Source organism: Acuticoccus kalidii (assembly GCF_021556395.1).
GTDB classification, from domain to species: domain Bacteria; phylum Pseudomonadota; class Alphaproteobacteria; order Rhizobiales; family Amorphaceae; genus Acuticoccus; species Acuticoccus kalidii.
This window is the reverse complement of sequence record NZ_JAKGCS010000036.1, coordinates 31086-53269: the sequence shown is the minus strand read 5'-3', so window position 1 is coordinate 53269 and position 22184 is coordinate 31086. Positions and strand designations below refer to the sequence as shown.

Sequence of the window (22184 nt, the reverse complement as noted above, 5' to 3'; positions counted from 1 at the left end):
CGGCGGGGCCTCATCCGAGCCGAGACAACGTTCCTTGCACGACTTCACCCCCTTCATCTGGGCGGTCGCTTTCGCCGTCACCATCCTCGCCGGTTTCGTCAAGGGAACCGTCGGATTCGCCATGCCCATGGTGATGATTTCCGGCCTCGGCTCGCTGGTCGCGCCGGAGGTCGCGTTGTCCGCCCTCATCATCCCGACGGTGCTGACGAATGCGGTGCAGGCGCTGCGCAATGGCAGCCGCGCCGCCATCGAATCGGCGCGCCATCACTGGCGCTATATCCTCGTCATCGTGGTGATGATCGGCTTCAGCGCGCAGCTCGTCACAGTGCTTCCGACGCGGGCGCTCTATCTCATCATCGGCACGCCGGTCACGCTGTTCGCGATCGCGCAGCTCGCCGGCCTGCGCCTGTCGATCCCGCCGCGCCGCCGCATTCCGGCGGAGGTCGGCTTCGCCGGATTCGCCGGCTTCGTCGGTGGCCTTTCCGGCGTCTGGGGGCCACCGACGGCGCTCTATCTCACGGCGCTCGAAACGCCGAAAATGGAGCAGATGCGCACCCAGGGCATCGTCTACGGCTTCGCCTCGATCGCGCTCCTCCTCGCGCACATCCAATCCGGCGTCCTCTCGCGTGAAAGCGCCGCCTTCTCGACCCTCTTCATCATCCCCTCGATGATCGGCATCGCGATCGGCTTTTACGTCACCGACCGGCTCGACCAGGACAAGTTCCGCCGTGCGACGCTCGCGGTCCTCGTTATCGCCGGCCTCAATCTCGTGCGACGGGGCGTGATGGGCTGATATGTCCTATGCGCCTTTCCACCGCAGGCGGTCCGCGATATGGTCGTTTCAGCAAAGGAGGCTCCCCATCTCATGAGCCCACTCGACTGGATCTTATCTGTCATCGGTCTCGCCGGATTCATCGCCTTCGTCGGTGTGATCGCCTCATTCGTGCCGGAGAGGGACCTTCTCATCGTGATCGGGATCGCGGTCGCCATGGCCGTCTTCGATTTCTGGATCCGCCCCTTCCTCGTCCGCCGGCCGCAGGGTGCGCCGAACCGCAGCACGTCCCTCCTCTGACCGCGCGGAACATCGCCGACATGCACCCCGGTCGGCCTCGCCCCATTGCGCCGCACCATGGGTTCGTTTAGGGCACCCTGGTCTTGGAGCGTGTCCGATGAATCATCCCTCTGTCGACGAGCTTGTTGCGATCGCCATCGAAGCCGGCGCCGCGATCCTTCCCTTCTATAGCTCGGAAGGAACCGCCGCCCGCACGAAGGACGACGGCTCGCCCGTCACCGCCGCAGACGAAGCGGCGGAAACCGTTATACTGAAGCGCCTCGCCGAGAAGGGGATCACCGCCGTCATCGCCGAGGAATCGGTCGCCGCCGGCCGTATCCCCGATGTCGCGGATGACTTTTACCTCGTCGATCCGCTCGACGGGACGAAGGAGTTCGTCACCGGCAGCGGCGAGTTCACGGTCAACATCGCGCGTATCTCGAACGGCCGGCCGGTCGCCGGCGTCGTCTACGCCCCGGCGCTCGACATCCTCTATGCCGGTGACGAGAGCGGCGCCTTCAAGGCCGCCGTGACCGACGGCAAGCCCGGCGCCAAGACGCCGATCAGCGTCTCGACCCCGACCGGGCCGCTCCGCGTCGTCGCGTCGAAGTCGCACCTGACGGACGAAACCAAGGCCTATATCGAACAGTTCGATGTGGCCGATTTCGTCTCCTCCGGCTCCTCGCTGAAATTCTGCCGTCTCGCCGAAGGCGCGGCCGACCTTTATCCCCGCCTCGGCCGCACCATGGAGTGGGACACGGCGGCCGGCCACGCGGTCCTTTCGGCCGCCGGCGGCACCGTCTCCAATCTCGACGGCACCCCATTCCTCTATGGCAAGTCGGACCATTCGTCCGGCGCCTACGCCAACCCCTATTTCGTCGCGGCCGCAAACTTCGATCCGTTCGCGATCGTCGCCCGCGCCGCGAGCTGAAGTATCATTCCCGACTTATTATAGAATCACCGCGACAACCGTACGCGGACGTTGCTAAGACGCCCGCGCACGAAACCACCGGTCGGCATTCCGCCGACATTCTGGTCACTCAACCGCCCGTCAATCGACGAGCCGACGTGGCCCTTGCGTTCGCCATGGCTCTTGCCGTCCGGCGAATATCCAGGCGCCTGGTCTTGAAGTAGGAGAGCGTTATGGCCGTCGATCGCGGCTCGCACCTGAAGCGGCTCGAAGACGAGTCGATCCACATCATCCGGGAGGTCGCGGCCGAGTTCCGCAATCCCGTGATGCTCTATTCGATCGGCAAAGATTCCGCGGTGATGCTCCACCTCGCGATGAAGGCCTTCTATCCGTCGAAACCGCCCTTCCCGCTGATGCACGTCGACACGACGTGGAAATTCCGCGAGATGATCGAGTTCCGCGATCGCAAGGTCAAGGAGCTCGGGCTCGACCTCATCGTCCACACCAACGAAGAGGGTGTACGGGACGGGGTCGGCCCCTTCTCGCACGGGTCGTCCTACCACACCCAGGTGATGAAGACGGACGCGCTGAAGCAGGCGCTGACCAAATACGGTTTCGACGCGGCCTTCGGCGGCGCCCGCCGCGACGAGGAGAAGTCCCGCGCCAAGGAGCGCGTCTTCTCCTTCCGCACTGCCAATCACGGCTGGGACCCGAAGAACCAGCGCCCCGAGCTGTGGCACCTCTACAATTGCCGCGTCGCGAAGGGCGAATCGATCCGCGTCTTCCCGCTCAGCAACTGGACCGAGCTCGACATCTGGCAGTACATCATGCTGGAGGGGATCGAGATCGTGCCGCTTTATTACGCCAAGGAGCGCCCCGTTGTCGAACAGGACGGCCAGCTCCTGATGGTCGACGACGACCGTTTCCCGCTCGAAGGCCGCACGCCCGAGATGAAGACCGTCCGTTTCCGCACGCTCGGCTGCTACCCGCTGACCGGCGCGGTGGAGAGCCCGGCCGCGACGCTCGAAGAGATCGTCGCCGAGATGCTGATCGCCCGCACCTCGGAGCGGTCCGGCCGCCTGATCGACCACGATGAAGCTGCTTCGATGGAGAAGAAGAAGCGCGAGGGGTATTTCTGATGTCCGTTGCCGAGAATCTCAGCCCCGAAGCCTTCTCCGAATATCTCGCGAGCCAGGAGAAGAAGAGCTTTCTGCGCTTCATCACCTGCGGCTCGGTGGATGACGGCAAGTCGACCCTGATCGGCCGTCTCCTCTTCGAGACGAAGCTGATCTTCGAGGACCAGCTCGCCGCCGTCGAGCGCGATTCGCGCCGTCACGGCACCACCGGCGAAGACATCGACCTCGCCCTCCTCGTCGACGGTCTCGAGGCCGAGCGCCAGCAGGGCATCACGATCGACGTCGCCTACCGCTTCTTCACGACGGACAAGCGCAAGTTCATCGTCGCCGACACGCCCGGCCACGAGCAGTACACGCGCAACATGGCGACCGGCGCCTCGACCGCCGATCTCGCCGTCCTCCTGATCGACGCGCGCAACGGCATCCAGGTCCAGACGAAGCGGCACGCCTTCCTGGTCTCGCTCCTCGGCATCCGTCACGTCGTCCTCGCGGTGAACAAGATCGACCTCGTCAACTTCGACGAAGGCCGCTTCGAGGCGATCAAGCGCGATTTCGAGGCGTTCGCCCGCTCGTTCGACTTCGACACCATGGCCGCCGTGCCGATCTCGGCCCGCTTTGGCGACAATGTCGTCGCGAAGTCGGAGCGCACGACCTGGTATAACGGCCCCACCCTTCTCGAATATCTCGAGACGATCGAGGTCCAGTCCGACCTCGAGGACCGTCCCTTCCGGATGCCGGTCCAGTGGGTGAACCGTCCGAACCTCGATTTCCGCGGCTTCTCCGGCACCATCTCGTCCGGCAAGATCCGCCCCGGCGATCCGGTCGTCGTCGCCGGTTCCGGCCGCGATGCCGTCGTCTCGCGCATCGTCACCATGGACGGCGACCGTGACGAGGCGTCCGCCTCCGAGGCCGTCACCATCGTCCTCGACCGCGAGATCGACGTCTCCCGCGGTGATATCCTCGTGCCACCGTCCCACCGGCCGGAGGCCGCCGATCAGTTCGCCGCCCATATCGTCTGGATGGCAGAGGCGCCGCTCTATCCGGGCCGCCCCTATCTCCTGAAGATCGGCACGCGGACGGTCACGGCGACGGTCACGGAGATCAAGCACCGGATCGACGTCAACACGTTCGACCATCTCGCCGCCAAGGAGCTCGGTCTTAACGAGGTCGGGTTCTGCAACGTCTCCCTCTCGGAGGACATCGCGTTCGACCCCTATGAGGCGAACCGCGACACCGGCGCCTTCGTCCTGATCGACCGCCTCACCAACGCGACGGTGGGGGCCGGGATGGTCTGGTTCGCGCTCCGCCGCGCGACCAACATCCATTGGCAGGCGCTCGACGTCTCGAAGGACACGCGCGCGGCGATGAAGGGCCAGAAGCCGGCGGTGCTGTGGTTCACCGGCCTTTCGGGCTCGGGCAAGTCGACGATCGCCAACCTCGTCGAGAAGCGCCTCAACGCGCAGGGCCGTCACACCTATATCCTCGACGGCGACAATGTCCGCCACGGCCTCAACCGCGATCTCGGCTTCACCGACGCCGACCGCGTCGAGAACATCCGCCGCGTCGCGGAGACGGCCAAGCTCTTCGTCGATGCCGGCCTCGTGGTGCTCGTCTCCTTCATCTCCCCCTTCCGGTCCGAGCGTCGGATGGCGCGCGATCTCGTGGCCGAGGGTGAGTTCCTGGAGGTGTTCATCGACACGCCGATCGAGGTGTGCCGCCAGCGCGATCCGAAGGGTCTCTACAAGAAGGCCGACTCCGGCCAGCTCAAGAACTTCACGGGCGTGGATTCGCCTTACGAAGCGCCCGAATCGGCCGAGCTGCGGATCGACACGACCTCCGGCGAGCCCGAAGAGAACGCCGAGAAGATCGTCGCCGCCCTCAAGGAACGCGGCATCATCGACTGATCGGATCCCGGCCGGCACCTTTGCCGGCCGGCTTATCGCGGGCCGACGAGCCCCTTGCGGAGCGCGCCACGATCGGCGCGCTCTTTTTCGTTCTGCCGCCGCTCTCCGTCGCACCGCCGCGACGCGTGCCTCGCGCATAGAGTCGACACGGGCCCGAAGACCCCGCCACCGCAATGTTCGGAGAGTCGTGTCACGGCCAACTGCCGTCCACCCGCAGCCGGAGAAGACATCGAGGCGCAGGGCGCCGAGGCCGACGCGGCGCGCAGGAACGAGGCGATCGAAAGATCACGACGGAGACGGTCGCCGCGCCCCGTGGCGGCCGCGCGCCGACCGCATCGCGGCCGGTCGCCCTTCACCCTATGGCGTCACTCGACGCCAACCGCGTCGTCACGTCGTCCCCTCGGCGAACGCCTTGAGGCGCGCCAACGTCCCGTCCCACTGGCGGGACACCGCCGCGAGCTGATCGCCGAGATCGTCGATCGCCTCGTGCTCCAACTCGAACAGCGTTTCGCGCCCCTCGCGGCGGCTCTTGACGAGGCCCGCGCGTTCCAGAACGCGCAAATGCTTCGTCACCCCCTGGCGGGTGAGGCGCGTGTCGTCGGCGAGCGCGGTGATGGACCGCACGTCGCCGCCGCTCAGCGTCGCAACGATCGCGAGGCGGGTCGGGTCGCCGAGCGCCGCGAATGCCGGCGCCCGGTTCAACAAGGCCGCATGCCAATCAGGCTGCGACATGCTCTTCGATATTCTGCAACTGAGCCGTCCACCCCTTGTCATGACTGCGCATCGAACCGACGCGCCGGTCGGGGTCGACCGCCTCGAACCCCGTTTCGCGCACGACCAGGGTCGTCCCCGCCTCGGTCGGCATGAGCGTGAACTCGACGCGGGTGCGGGGTTCGTCCGGGCCGCCATCGCCGGCGCCATCCGGCACCCAGCTATAGACGAAGCGGCGGGGCGTCTCCATCACCTCGATGGTCGCCTCGAACGGCGCGCCTTCGTGGCCGGGATAGGTCATCGTGCCCCGCACGGAGCGGCCGACCTCGAACGGCCCGTCGAGCGCTACGCGGAACCACGTGCCGAACTCGCGATAATCGGTCAACGCGCGCCACACCCGGTCGACGGGCGCGGCGATGCGCACTTCCTTCTCGATCATGAGCGATGTGGCTTGCTGGGTCATAAGCAACCTCCTGGTTGCTTATCTAGCCCCGCCTGACGTCAATACGCAACTAAAAAGTTTCCCTTTGTCTCAACCGCCTTCGGGCAGCGAGCCTGTGCGCTCCCAGCAGAGGGCGTCCATCAGTCGATCGTCCCCCCAGAAGAGCACATCGTCAGTCGTCACGAAGGTGGGCGCGCCGAAGATGCCGAGGGATTTCGCGGCATCGGTGGAGGCGAAGAGCGCCGCCTTGGCCCCCTCGTCACGCGCGCCTTCAAGGACGGTGTCGGGGTGGAGACCCGCATCCTTCGCGGCGGCCTCGAGGACCGAGAAATCGGAAATGTCGCGGCCATAGGCGAATTCTTGGGTGAAGACGGCGCGGCTGAAGGCCGGGCGCTCGCGCTGGGAGAGCGACAAGGTCGCGCGGGCGGCGGCGACGCTCTTTTGCGGGAAGGTCGATGGCTTCACGAACGGAAGGCCGCGATGGTGCGCCCGCCGCGCGATGTCGGCCCACATATAGTCCGCCTTCGCCGGCGTCACGAGGTTGGGCGTTCCGTCATAGCCGGCCTCGGCGAAGATCGGCCCGAGCAGGAAGGGCATCCATTCGACGGGAACGCCGGCTTCGTCCGCCTTCTCTTCGATCCGCATGGCGGCGAGGTAGGAGTAGGTCGAGGAAAAATCGTACCAGAATGTCAGCGTCATAGGCCCTCCCACAGCCGGCGGCGCATCGGTTCGCGCCGGCTCGTTCCAACTCGCCGCGGTCGCTCACCCGCCATTCGGGCTCCGCCCTTCCGTTGTCGCGCGCGGTGGCGGCGGACGCAATGCGGCCTCGCCCCGCGCCCCGCCTCTCCGCGCCGTCCGTCATTCGCGCCGACGGACCTGGCGGCGCTGGCGGCCGGCCCTTGCATAAAAGTTCAATCTCTGGTCGGATCGAGGGGATGCCGGTTCGCCTTTTCGTTTTATCGCGCTCCCCCGAAGACGTCACGGACACCGTGTCTTCCGGCAGGTCTCGGCACGCGATCAGCAATTGTTCCCCATATGGCTACAGAAATCACGACCCTCGTCGAAGAGCAGCAGACCGACCCGGTGATCACCGTCACCCCATCCGGTGAACTTCGCGGCTATAACATTATCGACATCGATGCATTCCACACCGACATCAGCATTGCGTCCGCGGGCACCATCCAAGGCCATCACCCGATCATGGTGAGCGGTTCCGGCTCGCATTATGTGATCCGCAATACCGGGCAGATCCGCGCCGACACGGTCGACAATTCCGCCGACCCCGACCGCTTCGAAGACGACTGGGATTTCTATTGGTCCTCGTCGATCCCGACGAAGGCCATCACCACGAGCGGCAAGCTCAGCGGGCTCATCGTCAACCGCGGCGAGATCACCTCCCCTGACGGCTACACGCTCAATTCCGGTTCCTACACAGACTATGACGGTGTCGCCCTCGACCTCGACGGTCGGGCGGAGACCGTCGTCAATGCCGGCACGATCCGCGGCGATATCGTCTTTCACGACCGGCCAGGCGCGGATGCCTATCTCGGCGCCGCCGGGTCGGTCGTCGAAGGGACGGTGGACTTCGGCGATCAGGGCGGCACGGCCAAGAATCACGGCACGCTCGATTCCATTTTCGGCGGCGAGGGGCGGCTGCGGGTCGTGAATTTCGCGGACGGTGAGATCGACTATGTGAGCGGCCGTGACGCCGCCGATATCGTCCACAATTTCGGCACCATCACCTCGGGTGTGAGCCTCGGTGACGGTGACGACCTCTACAACGCCCACGGCTCAGGCACGGTGACGGGTCTCAGTGGCGTCGATGGCGGCCAGGGCGACGACACCCTCATCGGCGGCGACGGGGTCGACTGGCTCTATGGCGGCGAGGGCGCCGACCGCATCGTCGGCGGTGGCGGCGACGATCGCCTCTTCGGCGGCACGACGTACGACGAGACCGGGCGGCCCGACGGCCAATCCGACACCCTCATCGGCGGCGCCGGCAACGATCGCCTCGACGGCCAGCATGGCGACGACGTCCTCGCCGGCGGCGAAGGCCGTGATTGGCTGACCGGCGGCGACGGGGCCGACACCTTCATCGCGCAGCGCGGCGGCGGGGTCGACATCATCACCGACTTCGCCCGCAAAGAGGGCGACGCCATCCTCCTCAAGACGATCGACCTTCCCCTCGATACGATCCTCGCGAACGCGAAAGTCGTCGGCGGCGACACGGTCCTCAAGTTCGGCCAAGGGGACGTCATGATCCTTGAAGGCGTCACCCACGCCCTCAACGCCGAGGATTTCATCGTCTAAGTCCGTCGCGCGCCGGGACATGCGACGCTCGCGCACCCTCCCGGCGCGCGCGAGGGAGTTGACGCGGCCCCGGCGCTCGGGACAATCCTGCGCGTCTTAAGGGGTGACGTCCGCGAGCCGTGCCCACGATACAAAGCCCAAGGCGAGCGCTGCCCACCGCAAGGCAACGCCGACGGCGAACAGTGCCCCGCGAGGGGTGGCGGCAACGCCAGCGGCACGCTCAACGACGACACGGGCGAGCCACCAGCGGCGCGCGGTGCCCAACAACGACACGGGCCATCCGCCAGCGACGCGCGCTGCCCAACGACGACACGGGCCATCCGCCAGCGACGCGCGGTGCCCAACGACGACACGGGCGAGCCGCCAGCGACGCGCGGTGCTCAACGACGACACGGGCGAGCCGCCAGCGACGCGCGGTGCTCAACGACGACACGGGCCATCCGCCAGCGACGCGCGGTGCCCAAAGACGACACGGGCGACCCGCCAGCGATGCGCGATGCCCAACGACGACAGGGGCGAGTCGCCAGCGATGCGCGATGCCCCACGACGACACCGGCAGCCGCCAGCGGCGCGCGGTGTCCAACAACGACACGGGCCATCCGCCAGCGACGCGCGGTGCCCACGAGGAGACGGGGCGGCGCCAGCGGCAAGCGGCCCCCACGAATAACAACGCCGCCCCTGTCGGGGTGGCCAAGGAGGCAGGATGCGTACCCTTTCGGCCCTCACCACCGCCCTCGCACTTGCCCTCGTAGGTGGGGCGGCGACGCAACCTGCCAGCGCGGCCGAAACACGCATCGCCATCATCGACGCGGCCTGGGACACGCGCCCCTATGTCGACGATTTGAAGGCCAACGGGGTCCTCATCGTCGGCCGCTATCTCGCCCGCTGTCCGCAGCCGGAGCGCAACATCCCGGAAAAGCGCCTCATCGACCACGGTACCATCCGCGATTCCGACAGCGAGGTCGTCGCGATCCTCAGCGCCGGCATGGGGATTTTGTCGATCTACCAGTACAACAACGACTCCAATAACAAGTTTCACGGCAAGGACCGGAACGGCAAACCGCTTCCCGGCGCCGACTGCCGCCCGACCTCGACCGAGCGCAGCCCGGAGGCGGAGGCCGAGCTCGATGCGCGCGCCGCCGTCGAGCAGGCCCGCGCGCTCGGCCAGCCGCGCGGCTCGGCGATCTATTTCGGCGTCGACATCGCCTTCTCGAAGAGCGACGCCTCCACGCGGCGGGCGATGGTCGCCTATTTCCGCAAGGTGCGCGGCATCCTCTCCAGCGCCGGATACGATCTCGCCGCCTACGGCAATGGCGACGCGCTCGAGGTCCTGCTCGACGAAGGGCTCATCGAGCACGCTTGGCTTTCGGCCTCACGCGCCTATCCCGGCACGAGCGCGTTTCACAATTCGGGCCGCTGGCACCTCTTCCAGAGCGGGGTGAACCTCGAATGGTTCACCGGCTCGCCCGGCAATTGCCGTCGCGGCCTCCCGCTCGACACCAACGTCCAGAATGCGCGCTTCGCGAACCGCAATCTCGGCTTCTGGCGCGTCGACACGCCGGTGCGGATCGAGCCGCAGCGGATCCGCTCCGTCCACGCCGCGCGGCGCTTCTCCTGCGATGGCGATGCCCGCATCCGTCGCACCGCCCGTTCCAGCCCCGGCGATCTCATCAGCGCCGACAAGATCTGCCGCAATGGCCGTGCCGTCCCGCACAGCGACACGGTGGATTTCGCGAACGCCGCCCGGATCGGCCGCCGCGCCGGCGATGTCGTCGAGGTGGATTATAATGACGACGGCACCTTCGACGGATGGACCGCGTCCGCGAACCTCACGCCGAGCTTCGACGTGAAGCCGGAGTGGATCTTCTCCTCCAGCACCCGCGCCAACACGCGCTGTCCCTGAGCGTTAAGCCGGCCATCCGCGCCAAGGCGAGGTGAGCACGGCGCGGCGCGTCAGGCCGCGCAATGCGCCGGCCGCCCTTCATAGGGGGCGCCCTTGCGGCCCCACTCGAAGGTGAGCCATCGCTGGACGCGGTGAAACACCAAGCCATCCTCGAACCGATAGCCGAGACGCCGTGCGCTCGCCTCGAAGCCGAGAAGGGCGCGCGGTGGCATGACCCCGAAGGGCACGACCTCTTGCGGCAGCACGATCGCCGTCACCATCGGCAGGCAGCGCTTCAGCGCCAAGGCGTCGACGAGCGCGAGATGGGCGAGGATTTCGGGGCGGAGGTCATCGCTCCAGCCGAGCCCGTTCGCCGCCGCGATGTCCTGATAACTGAGGCAACGACGCTCGATCGCTGCGTGGCGGATCCTCTCAAACGAGGCGTCGAGATGCATTCCCATCGGCAGTGTCCCTTTCGTCGGAACAACGAACGCCACATGGGAAGGATACACGATCCGAAAGGGAACACAACTAGAACTTGAAAACGGGCCAGCCTCGCGCAAGCCCGGCCCGATACGAAAACGGCCCGGTCGATGAGACCGGGCCGCCGTCAAAAGTCGATCAAAACGGGATCGTCAATAAACGCGCTTGGCCGGCGCGATATATTCGATCGCATTCGACAACGTATAGGTGTGCACCGGGCGATCCTCCAGCGTCACCTTGTAGGTCGCCGGATCCATGAACGACAGCGTGTGCTTCATCCAGTTGACGTCATCGCGTTCCGGATAGTCCTCGCGGGCGTGGGCGCCGCGGCTCTCGGTGCGGTTCAGCGCCGAGTCCATCGTCACCACCGCCTGGCCGATCAGATTGTCGAACTCCAGCGTCTCGATGAGATCGGTGTTCCAGATCAGCGTCTTGTCGATGACTTTGATGTCGCTCACGCCGCCCGCCACGTCATGGATGAGGGTGTGCCCCTCCTCCAGAACCTCGCCGGTGCGGAACACGGCGCAGTTGGACTGCATCGTGCGCTGCATCCTGTCCCGAAGCTCAGCCGTCGACGTGCCGCCGGAGGCATGGCGGAAATGGTCGAGGCGGGCGAGCGCGGGCTCGGATGCCGCGTCGGAGACCGGCGGCAGCGATTCGCCCGCCGTCACCGTCTCGGCGCAGCGCTGCGCCGTCGCGCGGCCGAACACCACGAGATCGATCAGCGAGTTCGAGCCGAGACGGTTCGCGCCGTGCACCGACACGCATGCCGCCTCGCCGATCGCCATCAGGCCGGGCACGACGGTATCCGGATCGCCGTCGACCTTGGTGAGCACCTCGCCGTGGAAGTTCGTCGGGATGCCGCCCATGTTGTAGTGCACCGTCGGCAGCACCGGGATCGGCTCGCGTGTCACGTCCACGCCGGCGAAGATCCGCGCCGATTCGGAGATGCCGGGCAGCCGCTCGGCGAGGATCGCCGGGTCGAGATGCTCGAGGTGCAGGTGGATATGGTCCTGCAGCTTGCCGACGCCGCGGCCCTCGCGGATCTCCACCGTCATCGACCGCGAGACGACGTCGCGCGAGGCGAGATCCTTCGCGGAGGGGGCATAACGCTCCATGAAGCGCTCGCCGTCGGAGTTGGTGAGATAGCCGCCTTCGCCGCGCGAGCCCTCGGTGATGAGGCAGCCCGAGCCGTAGATGCCAGTCGGGTGGAACTGCACGAACTCCATGTCCTGGAGCGGCAGACCCGCGCGCAGCACCATCGCGTTGCCGTCACCCGTGCAGGTGTGTGCCGAGGTGCAGGAGAAATAGGCCCGGCCATAGCCGCCGGTCGCGAGGATGGTCTTGTGGGAGCGGAAGCGGTGGATCGTGCCGTCTTCGAGGCACATCGCCATCACGCCGTGGCACGCGCCGTCCTCCATGATGAGGTCGAGCGCGAAGAACTCGATGAAGAACTCGGCCGAATGGCGCAGCGACTGGCCGTAGAGGGTGTGCAGGATCGCGTGACCCGTGCGGTCCGCGGCGGCGCAGGTGCGCTGCGCGGTGCCCTTGCCGAAATTCGTCGTCATGCCGCCGAAGGGGCGCTGGTAGATCTTGCCCTCTTCGGTGCGCGAGAAGGGCACGCCCCAGTGCTCGAGCTCGTAGACCGCCTCGGGCGCGTTGCGGCAGAGATATTCGATCGCGTCCTGATCGCCCAGCCAGTCCGACCCTTTCACGGTGTCGTACATGTGCCAGCGCCAGTCGTCCTGACCCATATTGCCGAGCGCGGCGGAGATGCCGCCCTGCGCCGCCACCGTGTGCGAGCGCGTCGGGAAGACCTTCGTCACACAGGCGGTCCGCAGTCCCGCTTCGGCACAGCCGACGACCGCGCGCAGGCCCGAGCCGCCCGCACCGACGACGACCACGTCATATTCGTGGTCGACGATCTTGTAGGCCGGGCCCGTCGTGCTCGCCCCGTTTGCACCGTTCGTAGCCATCAATTCAGCCTTCCGTTCAAGCGCCGGCCGCGAGGGCGGCCAGCATGATGCGCACGATCGCAAACAGCGCCGCCGCCGCGACCGCCACCGCAAAGAACGTGTTCAACAGCGACAGGAGCACGCGCGCTCCCTCGTTTTGGATATAATCTTCGATCACCACTTGAACACCGAGTTTCATGTGGATCGCGACGGAGATGAACGCCAGCGCGAGCGGCACGGCGACCCAGACGCTGCCCACCATCTCGACCGCTTCGGGATAGGTCTTGCCCGACAGCGCGATGCCGATGACCGCGAGAACGACCACCAGGATCGCGTTCGCAAGGCCCGTCAGCCGCTGGCGGATGAAATGCTCGGTGCCCTCACGGGCGGTGCCGAGGCCGCGAATGCGCTTCAGCGGCGTCTCGAACTGCTGGGCGTGGCCGGTCTGCCTCAAGGGGTGCCGCATCAGACTGCCTCCAGCACCACGATCAGCGCCCACAGCACCGTCGTCACGAGGATCGAGATCGTCACCGTCATCCAGGAGAGCGCATAACGCTCCTCGCCGAGCATGTGGCCCGTATCCCAGATGAAATGGCGGATGCCGCCCACCGCGTGATGGATCAGCGACCAGGTGAAGGCGACGAGAACGATACGGCCGAGCCACGAGCCGTAAATGCCGTTCGCGGTCGCGAAGGCTTCGGGCCCCGCGGCGAGCGCCAACAGATAGAACAGCACCAAAAGCAGGCCGGCGACGTTCATCATGCCCGTCACGCGGTGCATGATCGACATCACCATCGTGACGATCGGTCTGTAAATCGACAAATGCGGCGACAGCGGCCGCGGGCGTCGCCCGCCGCTCACCTCGGTGTCAGCGCTGGCCATGAATCTCCCCTTGCGTGTGCGCCCATCCAGTAGCGTCGAACGCTTCTAAGGTCAAAGTGGTGCTCCGGTCTCTTCGGCGACGGGCGTGACGGTGAATCCCGCTTCGCGCAGCAGCGTGACGAGGCCCTCCTCGCCCGGCAGATGCAGCGCCCCGATCGCCGCGACGCGGCCGCCTTCGCGCAGGCCCGGCAGCATCCGGTCCACCATGGTGTGATTGCGATTGGTAATCATCCGCCGCATGAAGGACGCGCCTAGCCTGTCGGCCTCCTCCGCGCCGAGATCCTCACGCATCTGTTCCAGACCGAAGGTCCACAGCGCGCCGATATGGCCGGCGCGGTAAAGCGCGAGGTTCACCGCCCAGCCCGCGCCCTCGATATCGGCCTGCGCGAGGAGCATGCGGATTATCGCGTCCGTCTCGTCCGCATTGCCTTCGAACAAAGCGAACTGCTCGGCGACGCTTTCGAGCGCCGTCACCGGAACGCCGTTCTCGGCGGCGATCGCCTCGAGGCGCTGGTCGAGCCCCTTCTCGCGCCCCGCCGTCGCGAGCGCGCAAGGCGGAATGCTGAGAATCCCGACGACCATGAACGGCCGCATCTGGTCCGCCGCCTCGAACGGCATCCCATAATGGGCGAGAACTTCCCGCGCGGCGGCGATCTCGGCCGGGCTCATCCCGTCGGACAGCCGGTCCCAAGGCGGGCGCATCATCTTGCTGGGATCGGATTGCCACTCGGCGAGGGTCGCGGCGAAATCGTCCTGATCGACCTCGATGAAAAACTCTTTGGCACCCTCGACGATGCCGGACAGCTGCGCGCCCGGATCCTCGATGCCGCTGCCGGCGATGTGAAAGGTGCCGATGAGGAAAGACGGCGGGTCCGTCTCGACCCGCCACAGCCGTCCCTCGGCGTTCACCATCGTGGCGTCCGCCACGTCGATCGCGGCGGCAACGTCCGGGTCGGCGAGGATTTCGGCATCGGAGGCCGGGGGCACGCATTCGGCCCACACCGGCGACAGCGGGAGGAAAAGCCCGGCGAGCGCCAAGGCCGCGAGCGCTCCGCCCCGTCCGACCCGACGAGCCGGCCGTCGCCGGCGCCCCACATTCCAAACCATCACGACACTCCGAGTAGCCTTTTTCTCGTACACCCGTGAACGTCGTCGCGAAAGCCATCTTTCGCAGGTGCGGTGCGATCCGATCGCACCGCACAAGCCTCCGGCGAGCCGCCGGAGGGGTTGCCTCATCCGCTCAGAGCGAGAAGCCCGACTTCGCCGCGAGTTCCTTGAGGTGCACCTGCGGCCGCGCACCGAAATGCGAGATCACCTCCGCCGCCGCGATCGCGCCGAGGCGCGCGCAGTCCGCCGGCGCCTTGCCGCGCGCATGGCCGAGGAGGAAACCGCCGGCGAAGAGATCGCCCGCGCCGGTGAGGTCGACGATCTTCGACACGCTCTCCGCCGGCACGTCGACGACGTCGCCGTTCGAAATCACGCGCGCGCCCTTCTCGCTGCGCGTCACCACCACCGTGGGGACGAGCTCGGCGAGCTTGCGGCAGGCGGTGTCGATATCGTCACCCTCGAACATCGCCAGCGCCTCTTTCTCGTTGGCGAAGACGATGCCGATCTGCCCGCGCTTCAGCCAATCGAGGAAATCGCCCCGGTGACGCTCGACGCAGAACGTGTCGGACAGCGTCAGCGCGGCGATGCGGCCGGCCTTGTTGGCCCGCTCGGCGGCGGCGCGGAAGGCCTCCTTGGCGTGCGGCGGGTCGAACAGATAGCCTTCGAGGAAGGTGATCGCGGCATTGTCGACGAGGTCGTTGTCGATGTCGTCGACGGTGAGATCCTGGCTCGCGCCGAGGAAGGTGTTCATCGTGCGCTCGCCGTCCGGCGTCACGAGGATGACGGACGAGGCCGTCGGCGCGCCGCCCGTCAGCGGCGACGTGCGATATTCGATCCCGACGCGGCGCATGTCGTGCGCATAGGCTTCGCCGAATTCGTCGTCGGCGACCTTGCCGATGAAGGCCGCGCGGCCACCCAGCGAGGCGACGCCCGCCACCGTGTTGCCGGCCGAGCCGCCGGAGACGCGGATCGCCTCGGTCAGCATGTCGTCGATCGCAACCACCTCTTCCGCGGTCACGAGCTGCATCGACCCCTTCACCATGCCCTGCTTGGTCAGGGCCGCCTCGTCAACGTGGCCCAGAATGTCGAAGATCGCGTTGCCGATCCCGAGAATGTCGTAGCGCGCGTCGGTCATCAGTTCTCCTGTCGTGCCGGATTCGGGCCGGCCATCTCGGCGGTCCGAACGGGGCTCGTCGGTTCGATTGGGGGGCGTTTCGCACGCGTGCAGCCGTCATCGGCCGCCGGCAAAACGCCCGCGGAATGGACGTCTCGAACAACACGCGAAGGCCGCGCGGTCAACCTTCGCGCAAAGGTTGGGTCAAACCGGACCGGATTTCAACCGAAAGGACGGCGTTGATTGAGCGCCGCCGCGAGCGTTCCCTCGTCGAGATAATCGAGCTCGCCGCCGATCGGCACGCCCGAGGCGAGACGGGAGACCGTGATGCCGAGCGGTTCGAGCCGCTCGGTGATATAATGGGCCGTCGTCTGCCCCTCGACGGTGGCGTTCATCGCGAGCACGACCTCGCGCACGCCCTCTTCGGCCGCCCGCTCCACGAGCCGACCGATTCCGATATCTTCGGGCCCATACCCGTCGAGCGCCGAGATCGTCCCGCCGAGCACGTGATAGCGCGTTCGCATCACCGCGGCCCGCTCCAGCGCCCACAGATCCGCGACATCCTCGACGACGATGATCATCGTGGGATCGCGCCCGCCGTCGATGCACACCGTGCACGGGTCCGCGGTATCGACATTGCCGCAAACGCTGCACACGGTGACGCGCTCGCCCACCTCGGCGAGCGCCGAGGCGAGCGGCAGGAGCAGCGTCTCGCGCTTCTTCACCATCGCGAGCGCCGCCCGCCGCGCCGATCGCGGCCCGAGCCCCGGCAGCTTCGCGAGCAGCGTGATCAGCCGCTCGATCTCGGGTCCGGCGATCGCGGCCAAGGGTCAGCCCCCGAAGGGAAGCTTCAGCCCCGCGGGGAGACCGAGCGAGCCCATCAGACCCTGGGTCTTCTCCTGGACCATCGGCTCGACCTTGTTGCGCGCGTCGGTGATCGCCGCCATCACGAGATCCTCGACGATCTCGGCCTCTTCCGGCTTCAGGAGCGAGGGGTCGATCTTGATCCCGGTGAGGTTCATCTGACCGTTCACCGTCGCCTTCACCGAACCCGCGCCCGCCTCGCCGGTCGCCTCGATGGCCTTCAGCTCTTCCTGGAGCTCGCCCATGCGGGTCTGCAGCTCCTTGGCCTTACCCATCAGCTTCAAGAAATCCATAAAACCTCTCCTTCTGTCGCGGGAGACCTGTTCACGTCACCCGGCCGTAAACAAGCTCTCGATCGTGTGATTGTCCGATTGTTCGCGGTCAGCCTTCGCCCTGGGCGCGGCTGCGCGCCTGCTCGCCGTCGGGGATCGCGTTGGTCTGAACGCTCGCGATCTCCGCATCCTGGAAGCGGGCGAGCAAGGCGCGAACCAGCGGATCCTTCTCCGCCTCCGCCTTCAACCGTGCCTGCTCGGCCTCGTGCGCCTCGTGCAAGGTCGGTGCCGTCGCGCCGTCGCTGACTGTCACGATCCAGCGCTCGCCCGTCATCTCGGTGAGCTTCTTGCCGATCTGCCCGACGACCGCCGGCTCCGCCTCCGGCTCCAGCGACACCTCGATGCGGCCGCGCTCGAAGCGCTTCAACCGCATCTCCCGCTCGATCGACCGCTTCAGCTTCACGCTCTGCGCGCCGATCAAAGCCGCCATCTCGGCAAAGCTCGTCGGCATTGGCGGCCCGGCGGGGGCCGTGGGCGCGGGAGCCGGCGCGGCCTGCGCATAGGGCACCACCGACGCGGCGCCGCGCGCCCCGCCCCCTCCGCCGCCCGAGGCCGCATGCGAGCCGCCGCCCCCGGTCGACACGCCCGGCGCGGCGCTCAAAGGCAGCGCCGCGGGGTCCGGCAGGTTGGCGAGATAACAAAGGCGGATCACCACCATTTCCGCCGCCATCATGGGCTTCGGCGCGGCCTGCACCTCGGCGATCCCCGCCAGCAGCGCCTGCCACATGCGCGACAGGGCCGCCATCGGCAACGCCGCCGCATACTTCGCCGAACGCTCCCGCACCTCCTGCGGCTCGCCCGGCTCCGGCGCGGCGTTCGTCACCTTCTGACGCGTCACCTGATGGGTGAAACTCGCAAGATCCGTCAGCACCACCGTCGGATCCGCGCCGACTTCATATTGCGCGGCGAGCTCGGCGAGCGCGCCCGCCGCCTCCCCCTTCATCACGAGCTCGAACAGATCGACGATCCGCGTGCGGTCGGCAAGGCCCAGCATGTCCCGCAAGGTCTCGGCGGTGACGCGCCCGCCGGCATGGGCGATCGCCTGGTCGAGCAACGACAGCGCATCGCGCACCGAGCCTTCGGCCGCCCGCGAGATCAGCCGCAGCGCCTCCTCGTCGGCTTCGATCGCCTCTTTGCCGGCGATCATCGTGAGATGCTGGGTCAGCTCCTCGCCGTCGATCCGGCGCAGGTCGAAGCGCTGACAGCGCGACAGCACCGTCACCGGCACCTTGCGGATCTCGGTCGTGGCGAAAATGAACTTCACATGCGCCGGCGGCTCTTCGAGCGTCTTCAACAGCCCGTTGAAGGCCGCCGTCGACAGCATGTGCACTTCGTCGATGATGTAGACCTTGTAGAGCGCCGACACGGGCTTGTAACGCGCTGCGTCGGTGATCTCGCGAATGTCGTTGATCGAGGTGTGGCTCGCCGCGTCCATCTCGATCACGTCGACATGGCGCCCTTCCATGATCGCCCGGCAATGCACGCCTTCGTCGACGAAATCGACGGTCGGATGACGCTCCTCGCCCTCGCGCTCGTAATTGAGGGCCCGCGCGAGAATGCGCGCCGTCGTCGTCTTGCCGACGCCGCGAACGCCGGTCAGCATCCAGGCCTGGGGGATCCGATCGTGCGCAAACGCGTTGCGCAGGGTCCGCACCATCGGCCCTTGCCCGATCAGTTCACCGAAATGGCTCGGCCGGTATTTCCGCGCCAAAACCCGATAGGGCGCCGAACCATCGCCATTTTGAGGGAAATCCGCCAAGCGCTTTCTCCGGCTTCGATCTACCCGCACATCCTCGCGAACGGCGCCCGAAACACCAAACGCGCATGGGCGCTGTCCACACTTCGCACACCCGCCCCGCGCCGGGCGAGCCGCAACATGCCACGTCTTCACGCTTTGGAAAATTGAAGAAGCGCCGACGGGCGCACCGTCCGCCTCACATCACCCGTGCGCGGCGACCCCGGCCGGACGGACCGCGCCACCCCGTCGAGCCATTCCGTGGAGTGGCGGTGGTGGCGGCGGGGCGCACCGTGCGATGCGCCGGATCCGCGACGAGGCGCGTGCTGCGGTGGCTGAAGAAGGAGGCCAGCGAATGACCCGGACCGAATCTCGTTGGGGCTGCTTCGTTCCCGACCTGACCCGGTTGGCGAGTGGACCGTCCACCGCCGACCTCCCAGGCCCTTATATCAACGTCCCCCCCGCCGATGGCAAGGCCCCGATTTCAATGACGTTCGCCCCGGCGGCTTCGGCGTCGACCGGATCGTGGCTGACCATCAGAACCGGCAGCCGATCCTCCCGCGCCAGCGCGAAGACGATCGCCCGCGTCTGGCCGCGCAGCGCCTGATCGAGCGCCGAGAACGGCTCGTCGAGAAGCAGAGCGCGCGGCTCCCCGGCGAGCGTTCTGGCGAGCGAAACCCGGCTTTTCTGCCCGCCCGACAGCGTCTCCGGGTCGCGGTCCGCAAAGCCCTCCATCGCGACGCGCGCGAGGTGCCGCATCGCGATCGCGCGCCGCGCCTCGCGCCCGCGCCGCCGCCCCTCGCCGTCCCGCCGCTTCACCGCGAACATCACATTCTGGAGGACCGACATATGCGGATAAAGAAGCGCGTCCTGGAACACCATGCCGACCCCGCGCCGATCCGCCGCAAGGCCGCCGATCTCCCGCCCATCGAGCACGACGCGCCCCGCGACCATGAACGGCGCGCCGAGGAGCCCCGCCACCGCGAGCAGCACCGACGATTTCCCGCTCCCCGACGGCCCCATCAGCGCGAGCACCTCGCCGCCCGCGACCGTCTCGTCGAGCCGCGCGAGCGTCCGCCCCCGCAGCGCGACGGAAAATCCGGCGAAGACGAGGCTCATGCGCCGCCCCGCACCGGCCGCATCCCCCGCCGGTCGCGAAAGAGGAGCGCCGGCACGCCCCGCGCCAACGCGAACGCGACGAACGGGATCGCCAATTGCAGCGTCGCGAAGATGCCCGTCAGTCGGCGGTCGCCGCCGGTCGCCGTCGCCACCGCCTCGGTCGTCACCGTCTCCACCCGTCCCCCTCCGATCATCTGCGTCGGCAGATAGAGCCCGACCGAGACCGCCACCGACAGCGCGAAGGCGACGAGGAGCGGCGTCGTCATCAACGGCAGCCGCACCGTCCAGAAGCGCCGCCACGCGCCGATGCCGAGGCTCGCCGCCACCCGCTCATAACGCGGATCGAGCGCCGCCCAGGGGCCCGACAGCGAGATCAACGCATAAGGCAGCACGAACACCACATGCGCCAGCGTCACCGCCACCGCGCCCGGCGTCACCCGCACCGCGATCGCGACCACGTTGAGCCCGAACAGGAACGCCACCTGCGGCGCGATCAGCGGCAGATAGACGAGCCCCATCACCCGCGCCCCGCGCCGTCGCGCCTCGACCAGAAGCACCGCGAGCGGCAGCGCGACAAGGCTCGCCCCGAGCGCGATCCCGAGCGTGTCGCCGAGCCGCGCCGCCGCCATCGGCAGATGCCGCTCCCACGCCGCGAGGCTGAGGGCGGGCGGCCAGGCCTCGGGAAACGGCCAATAGAGCGCCACCGACTGGAGGATCAGCCCGCCGAACCCGGCGAACAGGCTCCCCGCGCCCGCCACCGCCACGAGAAGGATCCCGAGCCGCACGCCGAAATCTCCGCGCGCCCGCCATCCGCCGAGCCGCAACGGCCGCGCGATCCGCCCCGCGGCCCACTCGAGCCCCAGCCACGCCAGGATCGACGCGGCGACGAGCGCCAGCATCGCCACCGCCGCCGCGCTCCCGACGAGCCACGCCCGCAGGTCCGGCGCCTGCAGCCACTCCACCACCCGCACCGCGAGCGGCGCCGGCCGCGTCGGCCCCAGGATCAGCTCGACATCCACCACCGAGACGCCATAAGCGAGGACCGCGAGCACCGGCAGGCGGATCTGCCGATAGAGCAGCGGCCAGACCGTATGGAGAAACGCCGCGAGCCGCCCGTAGCCGAGCGAGCGCGCCACCATCACCCGCTCCCGCGCCTTCACCTGACCGAGCGCGGCGAGCGCCATCAGAAACAGGAACGGCACCTCCTTGACCGCAAGGGCGGCGATCATCGCAAGCCCCCAGGGGTCGCGGATCAGAACGAGATCCGGCGGCGCCTCGAACCCCGTCGCCCAGGGCGACAACAGCCGCAGCACGAACCCCGACGGGGCGAACAGGAAGACGAAGCCGAGCGCCGCCGCCGCATGGGGCACCGACAGGATCGGCGCGATCAGCCGCTCGACCAGCGCGAGCCCCCGCGTCTCGAACGCCGCCGCGAGGATCGCCGCCGTCACCGCCAGCGCGACGAGCGTCGCCGCGAACCCCGTCCATGCGCTCGTCGCGATCGAGCGCCACACGCCGGGCGCGGCGAAGAACTCGCCGAACACCGAGAGCGTCGGCGTCCGCGCCCCGAGCGCCGGCAGATAGCCGAACGCCGGCAACACGATGCCCGACAGCCCGGCGAGCACCGGCAGCACGAGCAGCCCGCCCACCACTGCCGCGATCGCCCGCCACAGAAGATCCCGGCCCGAGGCCGACCCCCGCGCCGTCATCGCGTCATCCGATGCTTCGCCTCACTCATAATCGCGATTATATTGTCCACCATGTCGGTGACGCCTGCGCAAAATTTTCACGCGGTCCTCTTCCCGCATCGCTCCCTGAGCCGTCGCGGCTTCTGGGTTCTCGTGGCCATTGTCGGCGGGGTCATGGGCCTTGCGGGCCTGCGCGCGCTCGCCCTCGGGGCATGGCCGGTCACGATATTCGCCGCCCTCGACGTCGCGCTCGTGTGGGGCGCCTTCAAGCTCTCTTATCGCAGCGGACGCCAGTTCGAGGAGGTGAGCGTCACCGACACCGAGGTTCTGGTGCGCAAGGTGACGCCGTCCGGCACGGTGACGGAGCACCGCTTCAACCCCTATTGGGCCCGCCTCAGCATCACCCGCGAGGAGGACGAGGGCGTCGTCCGCCTCGATCTCGGCTCGCATGGCAAGACCATCGTCGTCGGCGCCTTCCTCAACCCGGAGGACCGCGCCTCCTTCGCCGATGCCTTCTCCGATGCTCTCGCGAGAGCCCGCCACGCGGCCTGAACACGAA

22 protein-coding genes and 1 other RNA gene are annotated in these 22184 nt (G+C 67.6%); 8 read left to right on the top strand and 15 right to left on the bottom strand.

Translation table 11 applies throughout. From position 1 onward, the window contains the following. Positions 1 to 34: 34 nt before the first annotated feature. The 5 genes from L1787_RS21220 (at position 35) to cysN (ending at position 5001) form a co-directional block, all read left to right on the top strand. Entirely contained in the window at positions 35 to 793 is a 759-nt protein-coding gene (locus L1787_RS21220; RefSeq protein WP_235711113.1) for a sulfite exporter TauE/SafE family protein, read from the top strand. Between the two features lie 72 nt (positions 794 to 865). Then, positions 866 to 1072, top strand: coding sequence for a hypothetical protein (locus L1787_RS21215; RefSeq protein WP_235711112.1), 207 nt, complete (start codon positions 866 to 868; stop codon positions 1070 to 1072). 97 nt (positions 1073 to 1169) lie between these two features. Continuing rightward, positions 1170 to 1982 (top strand): 3'(2'),5'-bisphosphate nucleotidase CysQ, encoded by an 813-nt coding sequence (gene cysQ, locus L1787_RS21210; RefSeq protein ID WP_235711111.1) that lies wholly within the window; start codon positions 1170 to 1172, stop codon positions 1980 to 1982. A 212-nt stretch (positions 1983 to 2194) separates the two neighbouring features. Beyond that, the gene (cysD, locus tag L1787_RS21205; protein WP_235711110.1) at positions 2195 to 3100 is read left to right on the top strand and encodes a sulfate adenylyltransferase subunit CysD; all 906 of its coding nucleotides are present in this window, start codon (positions 2195 to 2197) and stop codon (positions 3098 to 3100) included. Further along, on the top strand, positions 3100 to 5001 hold the full coding sequence (cysN, locus tag L1787_RS21200) for a sulfate adenylyltransferase subunit CysN (protein ID WP_235711109.1): 1902 nt from the start codon (positions 3100 to 3102) through the stop codon (positions 4999 to 5001). The genes cysD and cysN overlap by 1 nt, the downstream gene beginning before the upstream one ends. A gap of 387 nt (positions 5002 to 5388) precedes the next feature. Here cysN and L1787_RS21195 read toward each other — a convergent pair whose 3' ends face one another. From L1787_RS21195 to L1787_RS21185, 3 genes are all read right to left on the bottom strand, one after another. Continuing rightward, entirely contained in the window at positions 5389 to 5733 is a 345-nt protein-coding gene (locus tag L1787_RS21195) for an ArsR/SmtB family transcription factor (protein WP_235711108.1), read from the bottom strand. Then, entirely contained in the window at positions 5720 to 6175 is a 456-nt protein-coding gene (locus tag L1787_RS21190; protein WP_235711107.1) for an SRPBCC family protein, read from the bottom strand. The genes L1787_RS21195 and L1787_RS21190 overlap by 14 nt, the downstream gene beginning before the upstream one ends. A gap of 69 nt (positions 6176 to 6244) precedes the next feature. After that, positions 6245 to 6853: a 2-hydroxychromene-2-carboxylate isomerase gene (locus L1787_RS21185; protein WP_235711106.1), complete on the bottom strand. Its 609-nt coding sequence runs from the start codon at positions 6851 to 6853 to the stop codon at positions 6245 to 6247. A 336-nt stretch (positions 6854 to 7189) separates the two neighbouring features. Here L1787_RS21185 and L1787_RS21180 point away from each other — a divergent pair, with 336 nt between their 5' ends. Together L1787_RS21180 and L1787_RS21175 are read left to right on the top strand one after the other, a co-directional pair. Next, entirely contained in the window at positions 7190 to 8464 is a 1275-nt protein-coding gene (locus L1787_RS21180) for a calcium-binding protein (protein WP_235711105.1), read from the top strand. A 703-nt stretch (positions 8465 to 9167) separates the two neighbouring features. After that, complete coding sequence (locus L1787_RS21175) at positions 9168 to 10367, top strand: DUF1906 domain-containing protein (RefSeq protein ID WP_235711104.1); 1200 nt, start codon at positions 9168 to 9170, stop codon at positions 10365 to 10367. Between the two features lie 50 nt (positions 10368 to 10417). On the opposite strand, the gene L1787_RS21170 is transcribed toward L1787_RS21175, so the two are convergent. The 12 genes from L1787_RS21170 to L1787_RS21115 all read right to left on the bottom strand — a co-directional run bounded on the left by L1787_RS21170 (position 10418) and on the right by L1787_RS21115 (position 21646). Beyond that, a complete protein-coding gene (locus L1787_RS21170) occupies positions 10418 to 10807 on the bottom strand; it encodes a hypothetical protein (RefSeq protein ID WP_235711103.1) in 390 nt (129 codons plus the stop codon). 174 nt (positions 10808 to 10981) lie between these two features. After that, the gene (gene sdhA, locus L1787_RS21165) at positions 10982 to 12805 is read right to left on the bottom strand and encodes a succinate dehydrogenase flavoprotein subunit (protein ID WP_235711102.1); all 1824 of its coding nucleotides are present in this window, start codon (positions 12803 to 12805) and stop codon (positions 10982 to 10984) included. 16 nt (positions 12806 to 12821) lie between these two features. Continuing rightward, positions 12822 to 13250 (bottom strand): succinate dehydrogenase, hydrophobic membrane anchor protein, encoded by a 429-nt coding sequence (gene sdhD, locus L1787_RS21160; protein WP_235711101.1) that lies wholly within the window; start codon positions 13248 to 13250, stop codon positions 12822 to 12824. Further along, entirely contained in the window at positions 13250 to 13666 is a 417-nt protein-coding gene (gene sdhC / locus L1787_RS21155; protein WP_235711100.1) for a succinate dehydrogenase, cytochrome b556 subunit, read from the bottom strand. The genes sdhD and sdhC overlap by 1 nt, the downstream gene beginning before the upstream one ends. Before the next feature lie 51 nt (positions 13667 to 13717). Further along, entirely contained in the window at positions 13718 to 14773 is a 1056-nt protein-coding gene (locus L1787_RS21150; RefSeq protein WP_235711099.1) for a TraB/GumN family protein, read from the bottom strand. A 133-nt stretch (positions 14774 to 14906) separates the two neighbouring features. Then, the gene (locus L1787_RS21145) at positions 14907 to 15908 is read right to left on the bottom strand and encodes an adenosine kinase (RefSeq protein ID WP_235711098.1); all 1002 of its coding nucleotides are present in this window, start codon (positions 15906 to 15908) and stop codon (positions 14907 to 14909) included. A 200-nt stretch (positions 15909 to 16108) separates the two neighbouring features. Then, complete coding sequence (recR, locus tag L1787_RS21140) at positions 16109 to 16714, bottom strand: recombination mediator RecR (protein ID WP_235711097.1); 606 nt, start codon at positions 16712 to 16714, stop codon at positions 16109 to 16111. 3 nt (positions 16715 to 16717) lie between these two features. Continuing rightward, positions 16718 to 17044 (bottom strand): YbaB/EbfC family nucleoid-associated protein, encoded by a 327-nt coding sequence (locus L1787_RS21135; RefSeq protein ID WP_235711096.1) that lies wholly within the window; start codon positions 17042 to 17044, stop codon positions 16718 to 16720. Between the two features lie 88 nt (positions 17045 to 17132). Then, a complete protein-coding gene (locus tag L1787_RS21130; RefSeq protein ID WP_369415122.1) occupies positions 17133 to 18872 on the bottom strand; it encodes a DNA polymerase III subunit gamma/tau in 1740 nt (579 codons plus the stop codon). A 285-nt stretch (positions 18873 to 19157) separates the two neighbouring features. Beyond that, positions 19158 to 19256: signal recognition particle sRNA small type (gene ffs, locus L1787_RS21125), an RNA gene on the bottom strand. A gap of 6 nt (positions 19257 to 19262) precedes the next feature. Next, entirely contained in the window at positions 19263 to 19937 is a 675-nt protein-coding gene (locus L1787_RS21120) for an ATP-binding cassette domain-containing protein (protein ID WP_235711094.1), read from the bottom strand. Continuing rightward, complete coding sequence (locus L1787_RS21115; RefSeq protein WP_235711093.1) at positions 19934 to 21646, bottom strand: ABC transporter permease; 1713 nt, start codon at positions 21644 to 21646, stop codon at positions 19934 to 19936. Before L1787_RS21115 ends, L1787_RS21120 begins: the two co-directional genes overlap by 4 nt. A 51-nt stretch (positions 21647 to 21697) precedes the next feature. On the opposite strand from L1787_RS21115, the gene L1787_RS21110 reads away from it, so the two are divergent. Next, the gene (locus L1787_RS21110; RefSeq protein ID WP_235711920.1) at positions 21698 to 22177 is read left to right on the top strand and encodes a DUF2244 domain-containing protein; all 480 of its coding nucleotides are present in this window, start codon (positions 21698 to 21700) and stop codon (positions 22175 to 22177) included. Positions 22178 to 22184 lie beyond the last annotated feature (7 nt).